Raw genomic sequence first — 18,564 nt, 5'->3', positions numbered from 1 at the left:
CGTAACTATAAACATAACCGACAAACTAATCCTACAGTCGTACCGGAATGCCTTCTGCGCGCAGGGTTTGCTTCAACTCCTGAATACCAATTTCACCGAAGTGAAAAATGCTCGCCGCCAGGCCCGCGTCGGCTTGCGCCTGCTGGAATACGTCGGTAAAGTGTTGGATGCTGCCAGCCCCGCCCGAGGCCACCACCGGCACAGATACGGCCCGGCTCACGTCGCCGGTGAGGTCCAGCGCGAAGCCGTCCTTGGTGCCGTCGTTGCTCATAGAAGTCAGCAGGATTTCCCCGCAGCCACGGTCAGCGACTTCGCGACACCACTGCACGGCGTCGCGGCCGGTATTGTGGGTGCCGGCGCGGGTGTACACCTGCCAGCCGTTTTCAGGCGTGTAGCGGGCATCTACGGCCACCACAATGCACTGGGAGCCGAAGCGCCGGGCTAGTTCGTCTATCAGCTCTGGCCGGTGCAGGGCGGCCGAATTGATGCTGGCTTTATCGGTACCGTTGAGCAGGAGCATTTCCACATCGGCCACCGAGCCAATGCCGCCGCCTACCGTAAAGGGAATATCCAGGGTAGCGGCCACGTCGCGCACCAACTGCACCAGCGTCTGGCGCTTCTGGTTGGTGGCCGTGATGTCAAGAAACACCAGTTCGTCGGCGCCCTGCTTGGCGTATTGTTCGGCTAGCGCCACTGGGTCGCCGGCATCGCGCAAGCCCTCAAAGCGCACACCCTTCACGGTGCGGCCGTCCTTCACGTCGAGGCAGGGAATGATGCGTTTGGTTAGCATGGAGTTGAGTTTTGAAAGGTTCTGTTGGTTTTATTGGCTCAGTTCTGCTAGCAGCCAGGCGCGGGTATTGGAGCCGGCTACTTCCTCCACAGTCGCCAACAACGCCTTGGTGGTGCATATCTTTCTCCCGGCCACAGTAGCCAGCAGATCGAAGTACTTTGCACTACCCAAACGGGCATGCAGCGCGGCAAGCACCACAGTGCCCTTGTTGTAAATAACCCGCCGGTACATGGTAGGTTCGTACTGATATCGGTTGAATCCCAGAATAGCAGGTGTTCCCGCCGCAGACTGTGCAAGCTGAGCAAGCCGCGTCCGGTACGTGGCCGTATCGCCGCTAGCTTGTAGGTAGAGCAGGCTGGAGTAGGTAGCAAAGGCCTCGTTGAGCCAATCGTTTTCGTTGTGAATGGAGCCCCAGCTCCACCATTTATGGCTGATCTCGTGGGCCAGGATGAGCAAATCATCTGGCTTCTTTACGTCGAAATCTGTGTACGTAATGATGGTGGCGTTGTCCAGCAACCCAAACGCATCTGTGTTGGTGCCGGGTAAGAAGATGGTGAAGTGCGTAATAGAGTCCTGCCTACCCAGCGTCCGGTTGTAAAACGCACGAATGGCCTCGGCCTGTTGCAGCAACGCGGCATCATCCTGTGTGGCTACCCCGCCTACTTTCACTACCTGCATACCTCCGGAAGCGACTGGTGGTAGTTGGTTGAACTGCGAGGCGACCAGGGCCGTAATTTCAATAGCGCTGGTTATGCCGCGGAAGGTCCACTGCCCGGAGCGGTGCCGGAGTCCCGGGGAGGTGCTGCGCACCTTGTAGGCCGCGGGTGCCCGCACTCGCAAGGTGTAGTCCACCACGTCGTATTCGTGGTAAGCCCGCATAGGCAACCAGCCCGAATGCGCGCTAAAGACGTTTACTTGCTCTGTGTAATACGATTTCGCCAGCGTGCCCGAATACGTCAACGTAATCTGCCGGGCTTTGCCAATACGCGCCTTGGGGTAGTGTATCGCTATCCGCTGCAACGTATCTGCGAAGTAGGGGTAATAACGCGGTAGCACGCGCTGCTGATCGGCACCGGGTGTTTGCAGACGCGCCAGATGATACCGCCGATTCAGATTGAATGCTATGCTTGTTGTTGTATCCGTCGGCGCTATCCACCAGGTATACCGACACGTAAAGGCATGCGTCTTTGGCTCCAACTGAAGCTGTACTTCTACTACTGGCGTAGCCTGGCAGGTTTGGGCAATTACCAATGCCACCAGCAACCCAATTAACAACAGCGAAGCTTTCATTTTAGCAGAATACAGCGTGCGGTTCTCTACTAGCAAAGTCTTTACAACATCGGCCGCAGTTCATCTAATGTGATGGTACCTTCATAAATCGCTTTGCCGATAATGGCGCCGTGCATCCCCACAGCGGCCAGTGCCTCTACATCAGCCAGCGTGGTCACGCCGCCCGAAGCGACCAGCTGCGCCTGTGGAAGCTGTTGCCGCAGCTGCTGGTACGTAGCCAGGGCGGGGCCTTGCAGCTTGCCGTCCTTGCTCACGTCGGTGCAGATGAAGGTGGTGGCGCCGGCCGCCAGGTAGTCTTCGATGAACTCCGCGAGCGTCCGTTCGCTCTGCTCGGCCCAGGCGTTGATGGAAATATGGTTGTCGCGGAAATCAGCCCCGATGATGATGCGCTCGGCCCCGAAGGTGCGCAGCCACTCCCCTACCAGCGCCGGCTCACGCACGGCAATGCTGCCGGCCGTAATCTGCCGCGCCCCTGCATCGAAAGCCTGCCGCACGGCGGCCTCGCTCTGCAAGCCCCCACCGAAGTCGATAGTCAAGTTGGTATGCCGGGCAATGCGCTCCAGCACGGGCAGGTTGACGGGCTGCTTGGCGCGGGCTCCATCCAGATCGACCAGGTGGAGGCGGCGTACGCCGGCCTGCTCGAAGCGCTGGGCCACGGCCAGCGGGTCCGAATCGTAGGTGGTTTGTTGGGAAAAGTCGCCCTCCGTCAGGCGTACGCACTGGCCGTTGATGAGGTCGATAGCGGGGATCATGTCCATGAGTTAGGGGTATGCATGTCATCCGAGTGCAGGGAGGAATCTGAACCATTGAAGATGCTTATTCAGATTCCTCCCTGCACTCGGAATGACAGTTACAGCTTTAAAAAATTCTCCAGAATACGCGTGCCTACCGGGCCGCTTTTTTCGGTGTGGAACTGCACAGCATAAAAATTCTCGTGCTGCACGGCGGCGCTGAATGGCGTTGGGTACTCGCCCTCGGCAATGGTGTAGCTGCCTACCGGCGCGTGGTAGCTATGCACAAAGTACACGTAGTCCTGCTCGCGCACTCCCTCGAACAAGGGTGAGCGGAGACGGTGCAGATTATTCCATCCCATGTGCGGCACTTTATGCTGAGCGTCGGCCACAAAGCGCTTCACCTCGAAGGGTAGGATGCCTAGCATGTCGGCGTTGTTTTCCTCGCTGTGCGTGCCCAGAAGTTGCATGCCCAAGCAAATACCCAGGAAGGGTTGCCGGCAGGTAGGCAGCACTTGGTCGAGGCCTTTGCTGCGCAGTTCCTGCATGGCTGTAGATGCCTCGCCCTCGCCTGGGAACAAGATCTTATCAGCGCTACGAATCTGCTCGGGGTCGGCCGTCAACGTGGCGTGTATGCCCAGCCGCTCCAGCGCAAACAACACCGACTGCACGTTGCCTCCTTTGTAATCAATTACTGCTATGTTCATTTGAGTAAGATAAAGTCAGACAACTCTATTTCCATTTGTTTAATCATTTGAATAAAATCAATTTCTTACGCCTTTCCTAACTTCCTGTATGAGTGTACTCAATCGTTTACTCCACATACTATTAGCTAACTTGACTTCACCTACTTATGCATAATGCGCAGTGTACCAATATATTAAATTATTTTATTCATTTGTTAAAACAAATGAATAAACTATAGAACCCCCTTTGTGCTAGGTATTTCCATCTTGCTGGCATCACGCACCAGCGCCATCTTCATCGACTTCGCAACTGCCTTAAAGATGGCTTCGATTTTGTGGTGTTCGTTCTGCCCTTCGGCTTTAATATTAAGGTTACAGCGAGCTGCGTCAGCGAAGCTTTTAAAGAAATGGTAAAACATTTCGGTAGGCATATCGCCGATTTTTTTCGCGTTTGAACTCCGCTTCCCACACTAGCCAAGGGCGACCAGAAAAGTCGATGGCGGCTTGGGCCAACACGTCGTCCATGGGTAGTAAAAAACCGTAGCGGGCCAAGCCGCGCTTGTCGCCGAGTGCCTGCGTAAACGCTTCGCCCAACGCAATAGCTGCGTCCTCAATAGTATGATGCTCGTCGATGTGTAGGTCGCCTTGTACTTCTATTTTCATGTCGACACCTGAGTGCTTGCTAAGCTGGTCGAGCATGTGGTCGAAAAAGCCGAGGCCGGTGTGCATCTGCGGCCGGCCGGCGCCGTCGAGATTCAGCTCCACCCGGATTTTGGTTTCGTTGGTGTCGCGCTGCACCACGGCCGTGCGAGCAGGTAGGCGCAGGCGTTGATAAATTTCTTCCCAGCTGGTAGTCGTCAGAGCGGCGCGCTCGTCGGACTCCTCCCCTATCAGAATTGCTTGGCACCCTAGGTTCTCGGCCAGCTGCACATCAGTCGGCCGGTCGCCGATGACGTAGGAGTTTGGCAGGTCGTAGTCGTGCTGGGCGTCGAGGTAGCGCGCTAGCATCCCGACACCAGGCTTGCGGGTGTTGAGGTTTTGGTGGGGGAAGCTGCGGTCGATGTGTTCGCGCACAAACTCCACGCCTTCCGCGCGCAGAATGTCGAGCATGAGCGTGTGCGCCGGCCAAAAGGTTTCCTCCGGGAAGCTGTCGGTACCCAGGCCATCCTGGTTGCTCACCAGCACCAGCTCGTAGTCCAGTTCGCGGGCAATGCGCGCCAGCCCAGAAATGGCGCCGGGCACAAACTGAAACTTATCCGGCGTGAGGGCGTCAATCTGCTGACTCGGTTGCGGCTCGATGAGAATGGTGCCGTCGCGGTCGATGAAGAGTACTTTTTTCATGTAGTGAAGTAGAAACTGTAGGGGCGGCTTGCAGCCGCCCACCAACACGCGCAGCCTGGCAAGACAGTTGGGTTTATAAATACTCGTTGAGAACAACGCAACAATAGCGGCCGCTTCTATATGCTAGAACTGACCGTTTCTATTTTGTACAGGGTAGGGTCGGCTACAAGCCGACCCTACCCTGGCTTACCGATACGCCCGCAGCGCTGCTAGCAGCGACTCATTTTCCTGAGGCGTGCCCACCGTGAGGCGCAGCGTGCCGGCGCAGCCGGGCTGGGTGGTACGGTTACGCACGACAATGCCTTTGCCGAGCAGGTACTCATACACCGCCGTCGCATCAGGGCGGAAGCGGGCCAGCAGGAAGTTGGCGTCGGAGGGGAATACCGCTTCCACGATTTCCAGGGCAGGAAGTTGTTGAGCCAGCTGGTCGCGGCTGGTGAGTAGCTCCTGTTTCATGGCCTCGAAGCGCGGCGCATCTTGCAAGGCGGCTAGCGCATGCTGCTGCGTGGCTTCCGATATATTATAAGGAGGCTTGATTTTGTTGAGGTAGCCAATGATTTCCGGCGAAGCGAAGGCCATGCCTAGGCGCAAGCCCGCCAGGCCCCAGGCTTTGGAGAAGGTTTGCAACACCACCAGGTTTGGAAATTCTGCCAGACGCTTGGTCCAGCTGGGCGCGGCGGCGAAGTCGGCGTAGGCCTCATCTACAACCACCAAGCCGCGGAAGCCGCGCAGCACTTGCTCGATATCCTCGGCGCGGAGCAGGTTGCCGGTGGGATTGTTGGGCGAGCACAGAAACACCAGCTTGGCATCGGAGGCCACAATACCTTCGATTAGCTCCGGCGAGAGTTGGAAGTCGGGCGTGAGGGGGTGGCGCTCCAAGGCCACGTCGTTCAGGTTCGCGGCTACCTCGTACATACCATAGGTAGGCGGCAGGATGAGGATGCGGTCCTGGCCGGGCGTGCAGGTGAGGCGCACCAGCAAGTCGATAGCCTCGTCGGAGCCATTGCCGAGAAAAATGTGGGTAGGCTCCACGGCTTTCAGCTTGGCCAGCTCGGCTTTCACCTCGCGCTGCAAGGGGTCGGGGTAGCGGTTGAAGCTGGCGGGGCCAGCCGAGCCCAGGCTGTTTTCGTTGGCGTCGAGCATCACCTGCGCCTCGCCCTGAAACTCGTCGCGGGCCGAGGAGTAGGGTTTCATCGCGCGGATATTCGGGCGAACCAGATTTTCTAAGTCAAACATGAATCGCAGATTAACGCTGATTTTTTTGATTTCGCAGATAGTTTACCAACCAATGTCAGCACGCGAGATTTTTCACGTCGCGCAGCATGACGTTCTCTTATCTTACTTTTTCCATCAGTGACTCCAGCCGCAATGTCACGGCGCGGGCGTGGGCGCGGAGGCCTTCGGCTTCAGCCATCGTTTCCACAACGGGCCCTACCTGTCGTAACCCCTGAGCGGTGATGCGCTGGAAGGTAATTTTCTTCAGGAACGAATCCAGCGACACGCCACTATAGTTGCGGGCGTAGCCGTTGGTGGGCAGCGTATGGTTGGTGCCCGAAGCGTAGTCGCCGGCGGCTTCGGGCGTGAGGTGCCCCAGGAACACCGAGCCGGCGCTGGTAACGCTTTCGGCCAACTGCTCGGCATTTTCCACCGACAGAATCAAGTGCTCGGGCGCGTACTGGTTCGAGAAAAACAGCATCTCTTCCGGCGTGCGCAGCAGAATGGCGCGACTCTCTTGCAAGGCCTGGGCCGCTACCTCGCGGCGGGGCAACTCGGCTAACTGGCGCGCCACCTCAGCCGTTACCTGGGGTAGCAGCTCCACCGAGTCAGTGAGCAGCAGTACCTGCGAGTCGGGGCCGTGCTCGGCCTGGCTCAGCAAGTCGGCCGCCACGAAGGCGGGGTTGGCAGTGCTATCGGCAATAACCAGCACCTCCGACGGCCCGGCGGGCATGTCAATGGCCACCCCGTGGCGAGTAGCCAGCTGCTTGGCGGCCGTCACGTAGCGGTTGCCGGGGCCGAAGATTTTGTCGACGGCCGGCACGCTCTCGGTACCGCCGGTGAGGGCGGCCACGGCCTGCGCCCCACCCGCCTTAACAATCGTCGTGATACCCAGCAGCTGCGCCGTGAACAGAATCACCGGGTTCACGGAGCCGTCTTTCTGCGGCGGCGTGCACAGCACCACCTCCGGGCAACCCGCTAGCCGCGCCGGTACGCCCAGCATCAGCAAGGTGCTGAACAGCGGCGCCGTGCCTCCCGGAATGTAGAGCCCTACCCGCTGCACCGGCACCGATTTGCGCCAGCACGTCACGCCCGGCATGGTTTCTACTGGTTCTTCCGCATGAAATTGGGTGGCGTGAAATTTCTCCACGTTGGCACGAGCCTGCCGGATGGCCTGCTGCAACTCGGCGGGCACTTGCGCAGCGGCGGCTTCCAGTTCGGCCCCGCTCACGCGCAGGTTGGTGAGCTGCACGCCATCGAAGGTAGCCGCATAATGGCGCAGGGCCTCGTCGCCACGCTGGCGCACATCGGCAAAAATCTGTGCCACGCGCGCCTCCACCTCAGCGGCCTCGGCGGCGGCGGCCCGCTGTTGCAACGCCGGCCACTCGGCCGGCACGGGGTATTGAAAGGTTTGCATTTTTTAGGAGCTGATAGCTATTCGCTGTTGGCTGATAGCTGTTTTTCTTCCACTCAAGAGAAGCTAACAGCTATCAGCCAACAGCGAATAGCTCAAAATCTAGGCTATCATCTTTTCAATCGGCAGCACGAGCAGGCCCTCGGCCCCAACGGCTTTGAGCTGGTCGGTGACGTGCCAAAAGTCATCCTCGTTCACCACCGACTGCACCGACACCCAGCCTTCCTCGGCCAGCTTGGTTACGGTAGGCGACTTGATGCCGGGCAACAAGGCCTTCACCTGGTCGAGCGCCGCCACAGGGGCGTTCAGGATAATATATTTGTTGCGGCGGGCGCGGCGCACGGCCTGCATCCGGAAGCGCAGCTGGTCGAGCAACTCCTGCTTTTCGGCCGACAGGTTTTGGTTGGCAATCAGCACCGCCTCGGAGCGAAACACGGTTTCCACTTCGCGCAGGCCGTTGCCCAGCAAGGTAGAGCCGCTGCTCACGATGTCGCAAATAGCGTCGGCCAGGCCAATGCTGGGAGCAATTTCCACTGAGCCGCTGATGGTGTGCAGTTGGGCTTTCACGCCTTCTCCGGCCAGGTAGCGGCCCAGGATTTCGGGGTAGGATGTGGCAATATTCTTCCCTGCCAAATCGCCTACCCCGTTGTACTCAGCACCGCGGGGCACGGCCAGGCTCAGGCGGCACTTGCTGAAGCCCAAGGTTTCCACTTCCAGCGCCGGCAGCCCGGCTTCGATGAGCACGTTCTGCCCCACAATACCCAGGTCGGCCACGCCATCCTGCACGTAGCCGGGAATGTCGTCGTCGCGCAGAAACAGGATTTCGAGGGGGAAGTTGGTGGCTTCGGTTTTGAGCTTATAGGTACTGCTGAGGAAGGAAATACCGCACTCACGAATTAGATTCAGGGAATCTTCGCTCAGGCGGCCCGACTTCTGAATGGCCAGACGAATCATGTTGGTTATTAAAAAGTAAGAATTAAAAATTAAGAAGCTCCGAGTAGGTAGCGCTTAATTTTTACGTCGGTGGGAAGGACAAATTGGGAAGGCACCCCGGCGAAAATCGCCCACAACGGGTAGGGCCGTCCTGCGGGAACGGCCGGGGAGCTGGTAATGCAGCCTCCCAACGGGGCAATATGATTCATGGATTCCTCTAGAAAGAGGAATGATGTTCGTGTGCATGATGATGCGCCACGCGCAGCCGGCCGGCGGCCACAGGGGCGGCGGGGCAAAGGCAGATTAGCGAGGAGGCAACAACGAACATAGAAAAAGCAACTAGTGGCACAAAAGTACACGCCCGACGGTAGGATGAAAATTTTTTACCGAAAAAATTCAGCAACGTCAGATCTTTGCACCTCAATTGTGCAAAAAACTCTCGTTTTGGCACAATTGTTTCGAGTTTAGTTGTTTCTGATCTGCTTCGCCTACTTTTTTATTGTTGCATGAATTTTCGCTCTCGTCGCCTGTTGCTGGCTTGTTTTAGTTTATGGGCCGGCTCTGCTCTTTTTAATAGCACCGCTACCTACGCACAACAGGTACCCGCTGCCGACACTACCAGGCAAAAATCAGCTGGAACCCCAGCGCAGGCTCCGGCTGCCCTGGCCTCTGCCACCACCGGGCAACCCCAGCTTCCCCTACCCCAGGCCAGCCCGCACGCTGTGATTGCGCAAACCTTGGGGCTGACAGACGTGACGGTAGACTACCACTCGCCCGCCGTGCGGAGCCGGGCCGTGTGGGGTGCTCTGGTGCCCTATAACCAAGTGTGGCGGGCGGGTGCCAACGAAAACACGCTGATTACGTTTTCACGCCCCGTGAAGCTGAACGGCAAGGACGTGGCAGCGGGCCAGTACTCGCTGTACGTCTACCCGCGGGCCGATTCGGAGTGGGACTTCATTCTGAACCGCGTGACTACGCACTGGGGCACCGAGAACTACGACCCCAAAGACGATGTGGTGCACGTGCCCGTATTGCCCGAAAAAGCTAATTTCCAGGAAACCCTGCTCTATTGGTTTTCGGAAGTGAAACCCGCCAGCGGCCGTCTTAATCTTACGTGGGAACGACGCACGCTAAGTATGCTTATTGAAACCGACGTGCAGACGCAAGTGCTGGCCGGTATTGCCCAAACGCTTACGCAACATCCCGGCAACTGGCAGCTACTGGCCCAAGCCGCCGACTATCTGGTGCAGAACAACCTGCAACCAGAACTGGCCCTACGCTACATCAACGAGTCGTTGCGCCTCAACGATGCGTACGCCAATAATTGGATTAAGGCCCAACTGTTAGCCTCCCAGCAGGACTATACTACAGCTCTCATCTACACCCGCAAGGCTCTAAAACTAGGCTCTAAAGATGATGACGACTTTAAAAATCAGCAGGCCACCATGCGTGTCGCCCTCACGGAGTGGCAGGCCAAGGCGTACTAAGTAGTATTCCAAGAGCAAGCATTCAACTAGAAGGGGTATGTAGCTGAGCTACATACCCCTTCTAGTTTTACTACTGAAACTGTATTCAAAAGACGTCCGTCACCTTGGCACAGGCCTTATATAATGTATAATTTATCCTATAAACACTTAGTTAAGCCACGCAGCTTTAAAACATCTATACTATACTTGCAGATCGATTTTCTCTTGTTTATTCTTTTTACACATATATGAAGAAACCTTTACTCTTTCTTACCCTTGCATTCCTACCTTTCGTAACAAAGGCGCAGTCAGCCGTGGCTATTGGACGCTTGATTGGGAGCGGTGTTGTGTTGGCTACGCGAACCAAGTCGAAGGCGGCGCACAAAGCGGACAAGGCCGCCGCTACTACCACGCATTTTAAGGCTGGCTCGCAGTCTATTCCGCAGAAGCGGACGCCGCCCAACCAGGTACAAGGCAAAGCCAAAGAGGATATCCAAACGCTGGAATCGTTTCTGACTTCCTGCCAGCAAGCCTATGCCCGGCCGGAGGAGAAAACCATTTGCCTGACTCCGGATTTTGCCCGCACGCTCATCCAGAATATTCACAAGGTGCAGCCTACCTGGAACGTGCAACCCTACAAGCTGGAACTAGCCTTTTACGAACAGGAGCAGCAGCGTCGTCAGCAGCCTCCCGTTGCCGGTGAAGTTGGTCAGTAACGCACGTAATGTACTAGAGAACAACAGCGCCTTCTTACCATCCGAGGGTAGGGAGGCGCTGCTGTTGTTGACTTAAGTTCTAAAACCGCCCGATCAGGCGCAGGTTTACTACCCGTTGCGAGAGGTAATTGGCCACGGCGTACGTCCGGCCATTGATGTCCTGCACGTAGCTATAGCCGGCTACGTTATTGGCTTGCAGCACGTTGAGGATTTCTAACCCGAGCCACAGGCTTTGCAACTGGCCGGGGTGGCGGCTATTCTCGGACTCGGCGCGCACCGTTAGCACTTTGGAGAAGCCCAGGTCTACGCGCTTGTAGGAGCGCACTAGCGTGCTGGTGCCGCGGGCGTCGGGGTCATTGGGGGGGCTGAAGGGTAGGCCCGTGCCGAAAACTAGGTTCACGTAGCCTCGCACCGAAGGATTGTCGGGAAGGTGGTCCTGGAAGAAAATGCCCGCGTTCAGGCGCTGGTCGCTGGGGCGGCGGATGTAGCCTTTGGCTTCCCTACCCGTTACTTGGCCCTGGGCGTTGTAGACGTTCATCGAGTCGCCATCCAGGTTCTCGCGCGTTGTCAGCACGCCCAGGCTGAACCACGATTCGGCGCCGCGCACAAACTCCCCGCTGATGCGCGCATCGATTCCGGCGGCGTAGGCACGGGCGTTGTTTTTGGCAAAGTAGCGCAGGCGCAGGTTGTCCACGTCGTAGGGCACCACGTCGGTCAGGTACTTATAATACACCTCGCCCGAGAAGCGGAACGGCCGGTCAAACTGCTGAAAACGGATTTCGGTGCCGGCAATGGCGTGCAGTGACTTCTGCGCCCGCAACTCGGGATTGAGTTGAGCCTGAATGAGCAGCGCATCTTGCGGGGTAGCCTGCGTGCCGGTCTGGTTGCGCAGCTCGCGGTAAAAGGGCGGCTGAGCATACAGGCCCACGGCCGCCTTATACGATACATTAGGGTGGCGGCGCGACACCTGCGCATACTGCACTCGCGGGCTCACGACTAGCTGCTGATTGACAGACCAGTAGTGCGCCCGTACGCCCAGCGTCAGCGTACGCAACGAGTCAATATCAACGGTATTCTGCACGTAGCCTTGCGTGCGGTAGCTGTTCAGGTTCAGGTCTGACACCAGGCGGGTGCGGCGGTACTCGGGCACGTAATCAGCCGAATCTACGAAGCTATACTCGTCCAGCTGATCGTCAATCTGCTCCCTACCCGTCTTCACCCCGAAGCGTACTAGGTGGCGGGCGGCGGGTGTCCACTGGCCGCGGGCTTCCAGCGTAAAGACTTTGGCCAGCAGCGTGTTGCGGGAGTGGTCGAAGCGGGAGCCTACGTCGCGCACGCGCACCTCGCGGTTGAAATCGGGGCCAGGGGTGCGGTTCACCTCCGAGAAACGGTAGCTGGCCTCCACGTCGCGGTACTCCAGCTCCCGCGATATAAACGCGCCGGCCAGCAGCTCGCCTTGCAGGCGGTCGGTGAAGCGGTGGCGCAGGTTCAGGCCGCCTTGGTAGGTGTCGTACTGCATCCGCTCGCGGCCGTCGTAGAAGATGGTGAGGCGCGTGAGTTGGTTGCCCGCTACGTTGAAGGTGCTCTGCCCGCTCTCCGGCGTGAAACGAAAATCGTTGTGGGCCGTTGTGGCTAGTATTCCCAACGAGGTGCGGGTTTCATCACCCGCACGGCCCAGGTTAGCATTCACGTAGAACTGGCCGTCGTAGAAGGTAGGGTTGTAGCCGCCCTGCTGCTGGCGTAGCGACTGGAGCACGTAGCGGGCGTTTTTGTAGCGCACGCCGGCCAGGTAGCTCACGCGCTTATTGGGTGAAGTGGCTTCCACGTGGGCCGTGCCACCTACCAGACTAGCCGAGCCCGAAGCAGCAAAACGGCGGGGCGTTTTGTACTGCGCGCTCAGCACCGAGGACAGTTTATCACCATACTTCGGCTGCCAGCCCCCGGTCGAAAACTCCACGTTCTCCACCAAATCGGGGTTGATGAAGCTGAGGCCTTCCTGTTGGGCGGCCGTCACCAGAAACGGCCGGTATACCTCGAAGCCGTTCACATACACGAGGTTTTCCTCGTAGTTACCGCCCCGCACCGAGTAGGTGCTGGTCAGTTCGTTGTTGGCTACCACGCCAGGTAGGGTGGTCAGGATCTTGTTGAAATCGCCAAAGGTGGAGGGCAATTCCTTCACCGCCCGCGGGTCGAGGGGCGTGAGGCTGACTTGCTCGCGGGTATCGGCTTGGTCGCGGCGGCCGCGTACGGTTACGTTGCCGATAGCGCGGGAATCGGCCTGCAAGGTGAGCTGCAATGGCTGAGGTATAGTGGTCGCCAGAGGCACACGCAGAGCCTGAAATCCTAGGCTGCGCACCACCAGCACCGGCGCGGGTTCACCCGCCGGAAATAACACCCGCAGCCGAAAATAGCCTTGCTCGTTTGTCGTAGTGCCGCCGGGCTGGCCTTCCACGCCTACCCCTACCTGGGGCAATGGCTCGCCGGCCGCGTCGCGGACAGTGCCACTCACCAACTGCGAAGCTACTTGCTGCGCCACGGCGGCGGGCATTCCACCCAACAGCAACACCGCTACAATTCCCCAAAAAAAACAACCCGAACGGTCCGAGTGCGTCATATATTGATTATCTAATATGCTAATTGGTTGATATGCTGATGATATAATGCAACACTACGACCTCACTGACAACCATTCTATAACACCTATCATATAACTCCATCAACTCATTAGCGCATTAGCGCATTAGCAATCAATACGCCACCTCATCCACCTGTTGGCGCAACTTGGACAGCGTGCCCACCGGGTCGCCGCCGCTGAACACAAAGCTACCGGCCACCAGTACATCGGCGCCGGCCTGCACCAGGGCGGCGGCATTATCGCTGCTCACGCCCCCATCGATTTCAATAAGAGCCGGGGAGCCACAGTCTACCAGCAATTCTTTTAGGGCAGCTACTTTACGCAGGGTGTTCGGGATGAACGTTTGGCCGCCGAAGCCGGGATTCACGGACATCACCAATACCATATCCAGATCGGGGGCAATATCTTCGAGCAAACTCACGGGGGTAGCCGGATTCAGAGCCACGCAGGCTTTGCAGCCCAGCTTCTTGATTTGCTGCACCACCCGATGCAGGTGCGGACAAGCCTCGTAATGCACCGTGATGCTACTAGCGCCCGCATCGCGAATGGCGTGCAGGTAGTCCTGCGGACTTTCGATCATCAGGTGCACGTCGAGGGGCTGCTTGGCGTAGCGGGCAATGGCTTCCAGCACGGGCACACCAAAGGAAATATTAGGCACGAAACGGCCGTCCATCACGTCGCAATGCAGCCAGTCGGCGGCGCTATCGGCCAAGCGCTCCACTTCGGCTTGCAGGTTGGCAAAATCACTGGCCAGCAGCGAAGGCGCCAGCTGAGGTTTCGGACGGGTAGCATTCATAGGGCGAAGATAGTAGTGAAACGGTGAGTGGTGAGATAGTGAGGTTGATGTTCTAATAGCGCCATGTGCGCAAACTGCGCCAGCAGAACGTCAACCTCACCCTCTCACCACTCACCATTTCATTACTTTTTCCAGGCTTGCCAGTCGATTTCGCCGTTTTCGCGCTTGCGCAGGAAGTAGGTTTGGTCGTCTTTCTGGGTTTTACCGAAGGTCACGTCGCCCCGGCAATCGAGGCATTTCACGCTGGTATATTTGAATTTGTCCTGGGCCACGCGGGAGGTGAGGTCCAGGTTATCGGAGCCGCACAGGCCGCAGGCGGGCACGTCGGGGAAGCTCAGACGGTCGTATTCGGCCACTACCTCGTGGAAGTTGGGGCCTTGCACGGTGAAGTGAAACTGTCGTCGACCAATGCGCTTGGTCACCATTAATTGTAACATCGAAAAAAAGTAAGGAATTAAAAAAACAAGAGAAAGCCAGCCGTGAACCAGGCCAGCGGCTGCGCTACAATCGAATCAGGCGCAACGTGTAGGGGGGGCCGCCGCTCCTACCCAATCGGCAGCTATATACACCCGGCCGCAACGCGGTAGTAGGCAGCTGCACGATGGCGGCGTTAGATGCGGGCAACAGCAGCGTTGTTACCAGCGCCCCCCGCACATCGTAGAGGCGCACTTCCAGCGGCTGACTGCGTAGCTCGGCGGGGAGCTGCAGGGTGCACGCGGCCGCGCCGGCCGGCACAGGATTCGGATACAATTGTACCCGATTCCCTACCCCCACGGTGGGCGCCGTGGGTAGGGGGATACCCGCCACCGCTTGCTGCGCCCGCCCAAAGTTGGGGATGCCGTAGCCTAAGAGAGTATCCGGCGTGGTGGCTTGCGAAGCCGAGCGTTGCAGATACTCAATTACCTGCTGCGGCGTGAGCGTGGGGTGTGCCTGCCAAAAACCGGCGGCCAGTCCCGCCGTGATAGGGCTGGAAAAGGAGGTACCATTGCCGCGCCCTATGGCTCCGCTGGGATACACAAAGGCCGCCTGCCGGCCCATAGCACTCACATTGGGCTTCAGGCGGTTATCGGCCGTAGGACCAATAGAACTGAAGTTAGCCCGAGCGCCCAGCGAATCCACAGCGCCTACCGTCAGGATGGAATCAGCGTCGGCGGGGGCCGTGAGGTAGCGCCAGCGGTTGTTGCCCTCGTTGCCGGCACTGCTGACTACCAGCATTCCTACCCGCCCCGCCACGGTAGCCGCCCGCGTGCTGAGTGCGGTGCGGCCATCTAGCTCGGCGTAGGTGTAGTCGACAGAAGGTGCGTCGAAGGTGTTGTAGCCCAACGAAGAGTTGATGATGTCGATGCCCAGTGAATCGGCGCGCTCGGCGGCAATCAACCAGTTGACTTCCTCAACCGGGTGCTCCGAGGCGACATCTTCCGTAACAAACAGATGGTAGGTTGCCTGCGGAGCCGTACCGATAAAGACGCCGGGTTGGTTACCGGCCATCGTGGAGAGCACCAGCGTACCGTGGTTGTCATACTGATATACATTCTGGTCGCGTCCAACGAAGTTGTACACGCTAGCTAAGCGGTTTTCCTGATAGAGCGAGGCGAAAACCGCCCCCGTATTCACTCCCGGAAAGCCACCATCAAATACGGCAATCTGCATGCCTTCGCCCCGAAAACCAGCATCGTGCATCACGTCGGCCCCAATCTGGTGGGTTTGGGCGTAAGCCCTGCCGTAGCCGGCGCGGGTACCGGCGGGGCGGGCGACAGTAGGCACGCTACCCTCGCCGACCGGCGAAACGACAACCCCTACCCCACTCCGATTGAGCGTACGCGCACTTCGCACGCACGGCAGCGCCTGCACCACGGCCAGGGTAGCAGAGTCGCACTCCACTACCACCGCATTGAACCACCGCGAGGTGTACCATACCTTGGCACCGCTTACGGACTGCACCTGCTCTACGTAGACAGGATCTACAGGTAGGTCGCGGGGTTGTAGGGCGATGCCTTGGCGGGTACGGCGCTCCAGGGCGCGGGCGGTTAGAAAGCGTTGGGGGGCGCTGAGGCTGTATGGGGTGTTGGCTTTGTCGCGCAGATAGACCAGGTGCTTGCGCACAGTGGGCACGCCTGGGGGCCGCAGCGCAGCTGCCGCCCGGTTTGTAAATGACCAACAGGCCATTACTAATAAAATGAGAATCCGCATGAGGATGGGGCTACTTATTAGCTTCCAAGATACAGCTTTTTTGCGGCTTCTACGTATTTTAATACCCTCTCTCTATCCCAATATTCCTTTGCAATACAAAGGAGAAACGGCCCGTGTTTCCACAGGCCGTTTCTCATATTTTTAGCAAACTAAGAACTATCCTACCGCTTATAGATTACCGGTTTCCAACAGCGTTTCCCGGCGCACCTGCCCACGATATATATTGGTTTTGGAGGGAACACAATTGCCGGTACCGCAGTACACAAACCGCCTCCGCACGCGTGCTACCGGACCTACGCCCTGGGCATACACCTGCCGGTACTTGGCCACGTTGTAGAGGCCGTCGTCGAGGGTAGTGCCGGTGGCAGTATTGAGTTCGGTATCGGTGGTGGTTACGGTGCGTTCGTAAGTGCGGCCGTTCACCGTATAGGACTCCCCTACTTGCTGGTACTGCCGGTTCTGGGCCGTCACGGTATCCAAGGCGTTGTACGCGTCGCGGTTCCAGCTGTAGCCGGTGCGGGTAGGAAACACCAGCTCCACGGTGCGGCGGTTGTTGCGAATCTGTTGTAGGGTACGGTCAGTGGGCAGCAGCACCAGGGTGCTGTCGTCCTGCCAGGCATCGGTGGCGGTAGCGCGGCGCGAGCGGATCACGTTGTAAGCCGTCTGCCCGCTGGCATCGGTGAAGGTACCCGCCACCCGCTCCCGGAACTGAAACTGCTGCACCGTCAGCACGTTGTCGCGCCAGAGGCTGTCAGTCACGGCGTAGGTACGGTAGGTGCCTACCGTCACAGGGTAGTAATCGTTTTCGGGTGCGGGTGTTTCCTCATTGCTTTCTGTGCAGGCCACAGCGGCCAACACCAGTGAGCCAATAAGTAGTAACTGGCCTAGCGGCCGCGTATAGCGTTGCGTCATAATTCAGTTTCTAGTTGTCAGTTGCTAGTTAGACTGTCATTTCGAGCTTGTCGAGAAATCTCGCGTGCTACAGTAATCCAATCGTTAGGAATTACCAGGAGGACGCAAGATTTCTCGACAAGCTCGAAATGACGGTCTTCATATACAACTTGCTACGGGCAACCCGCCACTTAAAGAGCAGCTAGCTCGGCCGGCAGTGGTAGCTCGCCAATAACGTGCCGTTCTATCCAACCGCCGCCCAGCACGTCCTGGCCGTCGTAGAACACGGCGGCCTGACCGGGCGTGATGGCGTGCACGGGCTCCTCAAAGTAGACGCGAACTTTATCGCCTACCTGCTCCAGAAACGCTGGAGCGCCATCGTGGTTGTACCGCACTTTGGTGGTACTGGGAACCAGACCGCGGCCTTCCAGAGAGGCAAATTTGCCCATATTCAGCTTGCCAACCACGGTGGCCGTACTGGCCAAGTCGTCGTAATTGCCCAGCACTACCTGGTTGGTTTCGGGGTGAATGGCCGTGACGTAGACCGGGAAACCCAGCGCCACGCCCAGGCCCTTGCGCTGCCCAATGGTGTAGAAGGGGTAGCCCGCGTGGGTACCCACCACTGTACCGTCGCGCAGCACAAACTGGCCGCCAGCCACGCGCTCCTCCAGGCCCGGCACCCGGCGACGCAGAAAACCACGGTAGTCGTTGTCAGGAATGAAGCAGATTTCGTAGCTCTCGGGCTTGTTTACCAGCTCTGTGAAGCCACGGCGGCGTGCCTCGTCGTAAATCTCGGTTTTACGCATGGCGCCCAAGGGGAATAGCGTGCGGCTCAGGCTTTCCTGCGACACCCCCCACAGGGCGTACGACTGGTCCTTGTTCTCGTCCACGCCTTTGCTAATCACGTAGCGGCCGTCTTCGTGGCGCACCTGAGCGTAGTGACCCGTGGCGATAAACTCGCAGCCAAGCTGATCGGCGCGGCGCAGCAAGGCATCCCACTTGATGTGGGTGTTGCAGAGCACGCAAGGGTTGGGCGTGCGGCCCGCTAAGTACTCGTCGGTGAAGTTGCTAATGACAAAATCCCCGAACTCGTCGCGGATGTCAATGATATAGTGCGGAAAACCCAGCTCCACGGCAATCTGCCGGGCGTCGTTGATGCTGTCGAGGGAGCAGCAGCCGGTTTCCTTTTTGGAACCACCCGCCGAAGCATAGTCCCAGGTTTTCATGGTCATACCGACCACCTCGTAGCCTTGCTCGTGCAGCAGTACCGCCGCCACCGAGCTGTCGATGCCGCCGCTCATCGCGACCAGCACCCGTCCTTTCATCGTGTTCATGGAGAGTAGAAAAACGCCCGGGAGTCCAAAGTTCCCGGCCGCTGGGCAAAGATACGGAATTGCGTTTTGAGGCTGATTGTCGTTGTCATTCCGCGCAGAGCGAGAAATCTAAAAAACACCAACACAACGATTATTC

Annotated in this window: 15 protein-coding genes and 1 pseudogene; 2 read left to right on the top strand and 14 right to left on the bottom strand. The window is 58.2% G+C overall.

Features of this window, described 5'->3' with window-relative positions:
• Positions 1 to 31 precede the first annotated feature (31 nt).
• From hisF to hisG, 8 genes and pseudogenes are all read right to left on the bottom strand, one after another.
• A complete protein-coding gene (gene hisF, locus F1C16_RS07240; protein WP_185283661.1) occupies positions 32 to 790 on the bottom strand; it encodes an imidazole glycerol phosphate synthase subunit HisF in 759 nt (252 codons plus the stop codon).
• Between the two features lie 30 nt (positions 791 to 820).
• The gene (locus F1C16_RS07235; RefSeq protein WP_185283660.1) at positions 821 to 2,080 is read right to left on the bottom strand and encodes a M1 family aminopeptidase; all 1,260 of its coding nucleotides are present in this window, start codon (positions 2,078 to 2,080) and stop codon (positions 821 to 823) included.
• Positions 2,081 to 2,121: 41 nt separating this feature from the next.
• Positions 2,122 to 2,838, bottom strand: coding sequence for a 1-(5-phosphoribosyl)-5-[(5-phosphoribosylamino)methylideneamino]imidazole-4-carboxamide isomerase (gene hisA, locus F1C16_RS07230; RefSeq protein WP_185283659.1), 717 nt, complete (start codon positions 2,836 to 2,838; stop codon positions 2,122 to 2,124).
• A gap of 92 nt (positions 2,839 to 2,930) precedes the next feature.
• Positions 2,931 to 3,518, bottom strand: a complete 588-nt coding sequence (gene hisH / locus F1C16_RS07225; protein WP_185283658.1) for an imidazole glycerol phosphate synthase subunit HisH — start codon at positions 3,516 to 3,518, stop codon at positions 2,931 to 2,933.
• A gap of 212 nt (positions 3,519 to 3,730) precedes the next feature.
• Positions 3,731 to 4,838: pseudogene (gene hisB / locus F1C16_RS07220) on the bottom strand (bifunctional histidinol-phosphatase/imidazoleglycerol-phosphate dehydratase HisB).
• A 186-nt stretch (positions 4,839 to 5,024) separates the two neighbouring features.
• A complete protein-coding gene (gene hisC, locus F1C16_RS07215; protein WP_185283657.1) occupies positions 5,025 to 6,074 on the bottom strand; it encodes a histidinol-phosphate transaminase in 1,050 nt (349 codons plus the stop codon).
• 97 nt (positions 6,075 to 6,171) lie between these two features.
• Positions 6,172 to 7,470, bottom strand: coding sequence for a histidinol dehydrogenase (gene hisD / locus F1C16_RS07210; protein ID WP_185283656.1), 1,299 nt, complete (start codon positions 7,468 to 7,470; stop codon positions 6,172 to 6,174).
• Positions 7,471 to 7,569: 99 nt separating this feature from the next.
• On the bottom strand, positions 7,570 to 8,421 hold the full coding sequence (hisG, locus tag F1C16_RS07205; protein ID WP_243900103.1) for an ATP phosphoribosyltransferase: 852 nt from the start codon (positions 8,419 to 8,421) through the stop codon (positions 7,570 to 7,572).
• A 485-nt stretch (positions 8,422 to 8,906) separates the two neighbouring features.
• Between hisG and F1C16_RS07200 the strand changes: the two genes are divergently transcribed.
• Both F1C16_RS07200 and F1C16_RS07195 read left to right on the top strand, forming a co-directional pair.
• On the top strand, positions 8,907 to 9,887 hold the full coding sequence (locus F1C16_RS07200) for a DUF2911 domain-containing protein (RefSeq protein WP_185283655.1): 981 nt from the start codon (positions 8,907 to 8,909) through the stop codon (positions 9,885 to 9,887).
• Between the two features lie 227 nt (positions 9,888 to 10,114).
• Positions 10,115 to 10,582 (top strand): hypothetical protein, encoded by a 468-nt coding sequence (locus F1C16_RS07195; RefSeq protein WP_185283654.1) that lies wholly within the window; start codon positions 10,115 to 10,117, stop codon positions 10,580 to 10,582.
• Between the two features lie 79 nt (positions 10,583 to 10,661).
• Here F1C16_RS07195 and F1C16_RS07190 read toward each other — a convergent pair whose 3' ends face one another.
• From F1C16_RS07190 to mnmA, 6 genes are all read right to left on the bottom strand, one after another.
• Positions 10,662 to 13,196, bottom strand: coding sequence for a carboxypeptidase-like regulatory domain-containing protein (locus F1C16_RS07190; RefSeq protein WP_185283653.1), 2,535 nt, complete (start codon positions 13,194 to 13,196; stop codon positions 10,662 to 10,664).
• Between the two features lie 133 nt (positions 13,197 to 13,329).
• Entirely contained in the window at positions 13,330 to 14,013 is a 684-nt protein-coding gene (rpe, locus tag F1C16_RS07185; protein WP_185283652.1) for a ribulose-phosphate 3-epimerase, read from the bottom strand.
• 122 nt (positions 14,014 to 14,135) lie between these two features.
• Positions 14,136 to 14,450, bottom strand: coding sequence for a hypothetical protein (locus tag F1C16_RS07180; protein ID WP_185283651.1), 315 nt, complete (start codon positions 14,448 to 14,450; stop codon positions 14,136 to 14,138).
• A 64-nt stretch (positions 14,451 to 14,514) separates the two neighbouring features.
• Positions 14,515 to 16,203 carry a S8 family serine peptidase gene (locus tag F1C16_RS07175; RefSeq protein ID WP_185283650.1) on the bottom strand — a complete coding sequence of 563 codons (1,689 nt, stop codon included), beginning with the start codon at positions 16,201 to 16,203 and terminating at the stop codon, positions 14,515 to 14,517.
• A gap of 168 nt (positions 16,204 to 16,371) precedes the next feature.
• Positions 16,372 to 17,115, bottom strand: coding sequence for a hypothetical protein (locus F1C16_RS07170; RefSeq protein ID WP_185283649.1), 744 nt, complete (start codon positions 17,113 to 17,115; stop codon positions 16,372 to 16,374).
• Between the two features lie 170 nt (positions 17,116 to 17,285).
• A complete protein-coding gene (mnmA, locus tag F1C16_RS07165) occupies positions 17,286 to 18,428 on the bottom strand; it encodes a tRNA 2-thiouridine(34) synthase MnmA (RefSeq protein ID WP_243900102.1) in 1,143 nt (380 codons plus the stop codon).
• Positions 18,429 to 18,564 lie beyond the last annotated feature (136 nt).

The sequence above is a fragment of the Hymenobacter sp. NBH84 genome (assembly GCF_014217645.1).
GTDB classification, from domain to species: domain Bacteria; phylum Bacteroidota; class Bacteroidia; order Cytophagales; family Hymenobacteraceae; genus Hymenobacter; species Hymenobacter profundi.
Note: the sequence above shows the minus strand (reverse complement) of the source record. Positions and strands in the feature narration are given on the sequence as shown.

Coding starts and splice junctions, on each gene's coding strand:
- F1C16_RS07170 (WP_185283649.1), bottom strand. CDS start 17,115: ATGACGCAACGCTATACGCGGCCGCTAGGCCAGTTACTACTTATTGGC.
- hisF (WP_185283661.1), bottom strand. CDS start 790: ATGCTAACCAAACGCATCATTCCCTGCCTCGACGTGAAGGACGGCCGC.
- F1C16_RS07195 (WP_185283654.1), top strand. CDS start 10,115: ATGAAGAAACCTTTACTCTTTCTTACCCTTGCATTCCTACCTTTCGTA.
- hisG (WP_243900103.1), bottom strand. CDS start 8,421: ATGATTCGTCTGGCCATTCAGAAGTCGGGCCGCCTGAGCGAAGATTCC.
- hisC (WP_185283657.1), bottom strand. CDS start 6,074: ATGTTTGACTTAGAAAATCTGGTTCGCCCGAATATCCGCGCGATGAAA.
- F1C16_RS07235 (WP_185283660.1), bottom strand. CDS start 2,080: ATGAAAGCTTCGCTGTTGTTAATTGGGTTGCTGGTGGCATTGGTAATT.
- mnmA (WP_243900102.1), bottom strand. CDS start 18,428: ATGAACACGATGAAAGGACGGGTGCTGGTCGCGATGAGCGGCGGCATC.
- hisA (WP_185283659.1), bottom strand. CDS start 2,838: ATGGACATGATCCCCGCTATCGACCTCATCAACGGCCAGTGCGTACGC.
- rpe (WP_185283652.1), bottom strand. CDS start 14,013: ATGAATGCTACCCGTCCGAAACCTCAGCTGGCGCCTTCGCTGCTGGCC.
- F1C16_RS07190 (WP_185283653.1), bottom strand. CDS start 13,196: ATGACGCACTCGGACCGTTCGGGTTGTTTTTTTTGGGGAATTGTAGCG.
- F1C16_RS07200 (WP_185283655.1), top strand. CDS start 8,907: ATGAATTTTCGCTCTCGTCGCCTGTTGCTGGCTTGTTTTAGTTTATGG.
- F1C16_RS07180 (WP_185283651.1), bottom strand. CDS start 14,450: ATGTTACAATTAATGGTGACCAAGCGCATTGGTCGACGACAGTTTCAC.
- hisH (WP_185283658.1), bottom strand. CDS start 3,518: ATGAACATAGCAGTAATTGATTACAAAGGAGGCAACGTGCAGTCGGTG.
- hisD (WP_185283656.1), bottom strand. CDS start 7,470: ATGCAAACCTTTCAATACCCCGTGCCGGCCGAGTGGCCGGCGTTGCAA.
- F1C16_RS07175 (WP_185283650.1), bottom strand. CDS start 16,203: ATGCGGATTCTCATTTTATTAGTAATGGCCTGTTGGTCATTTACAAAC.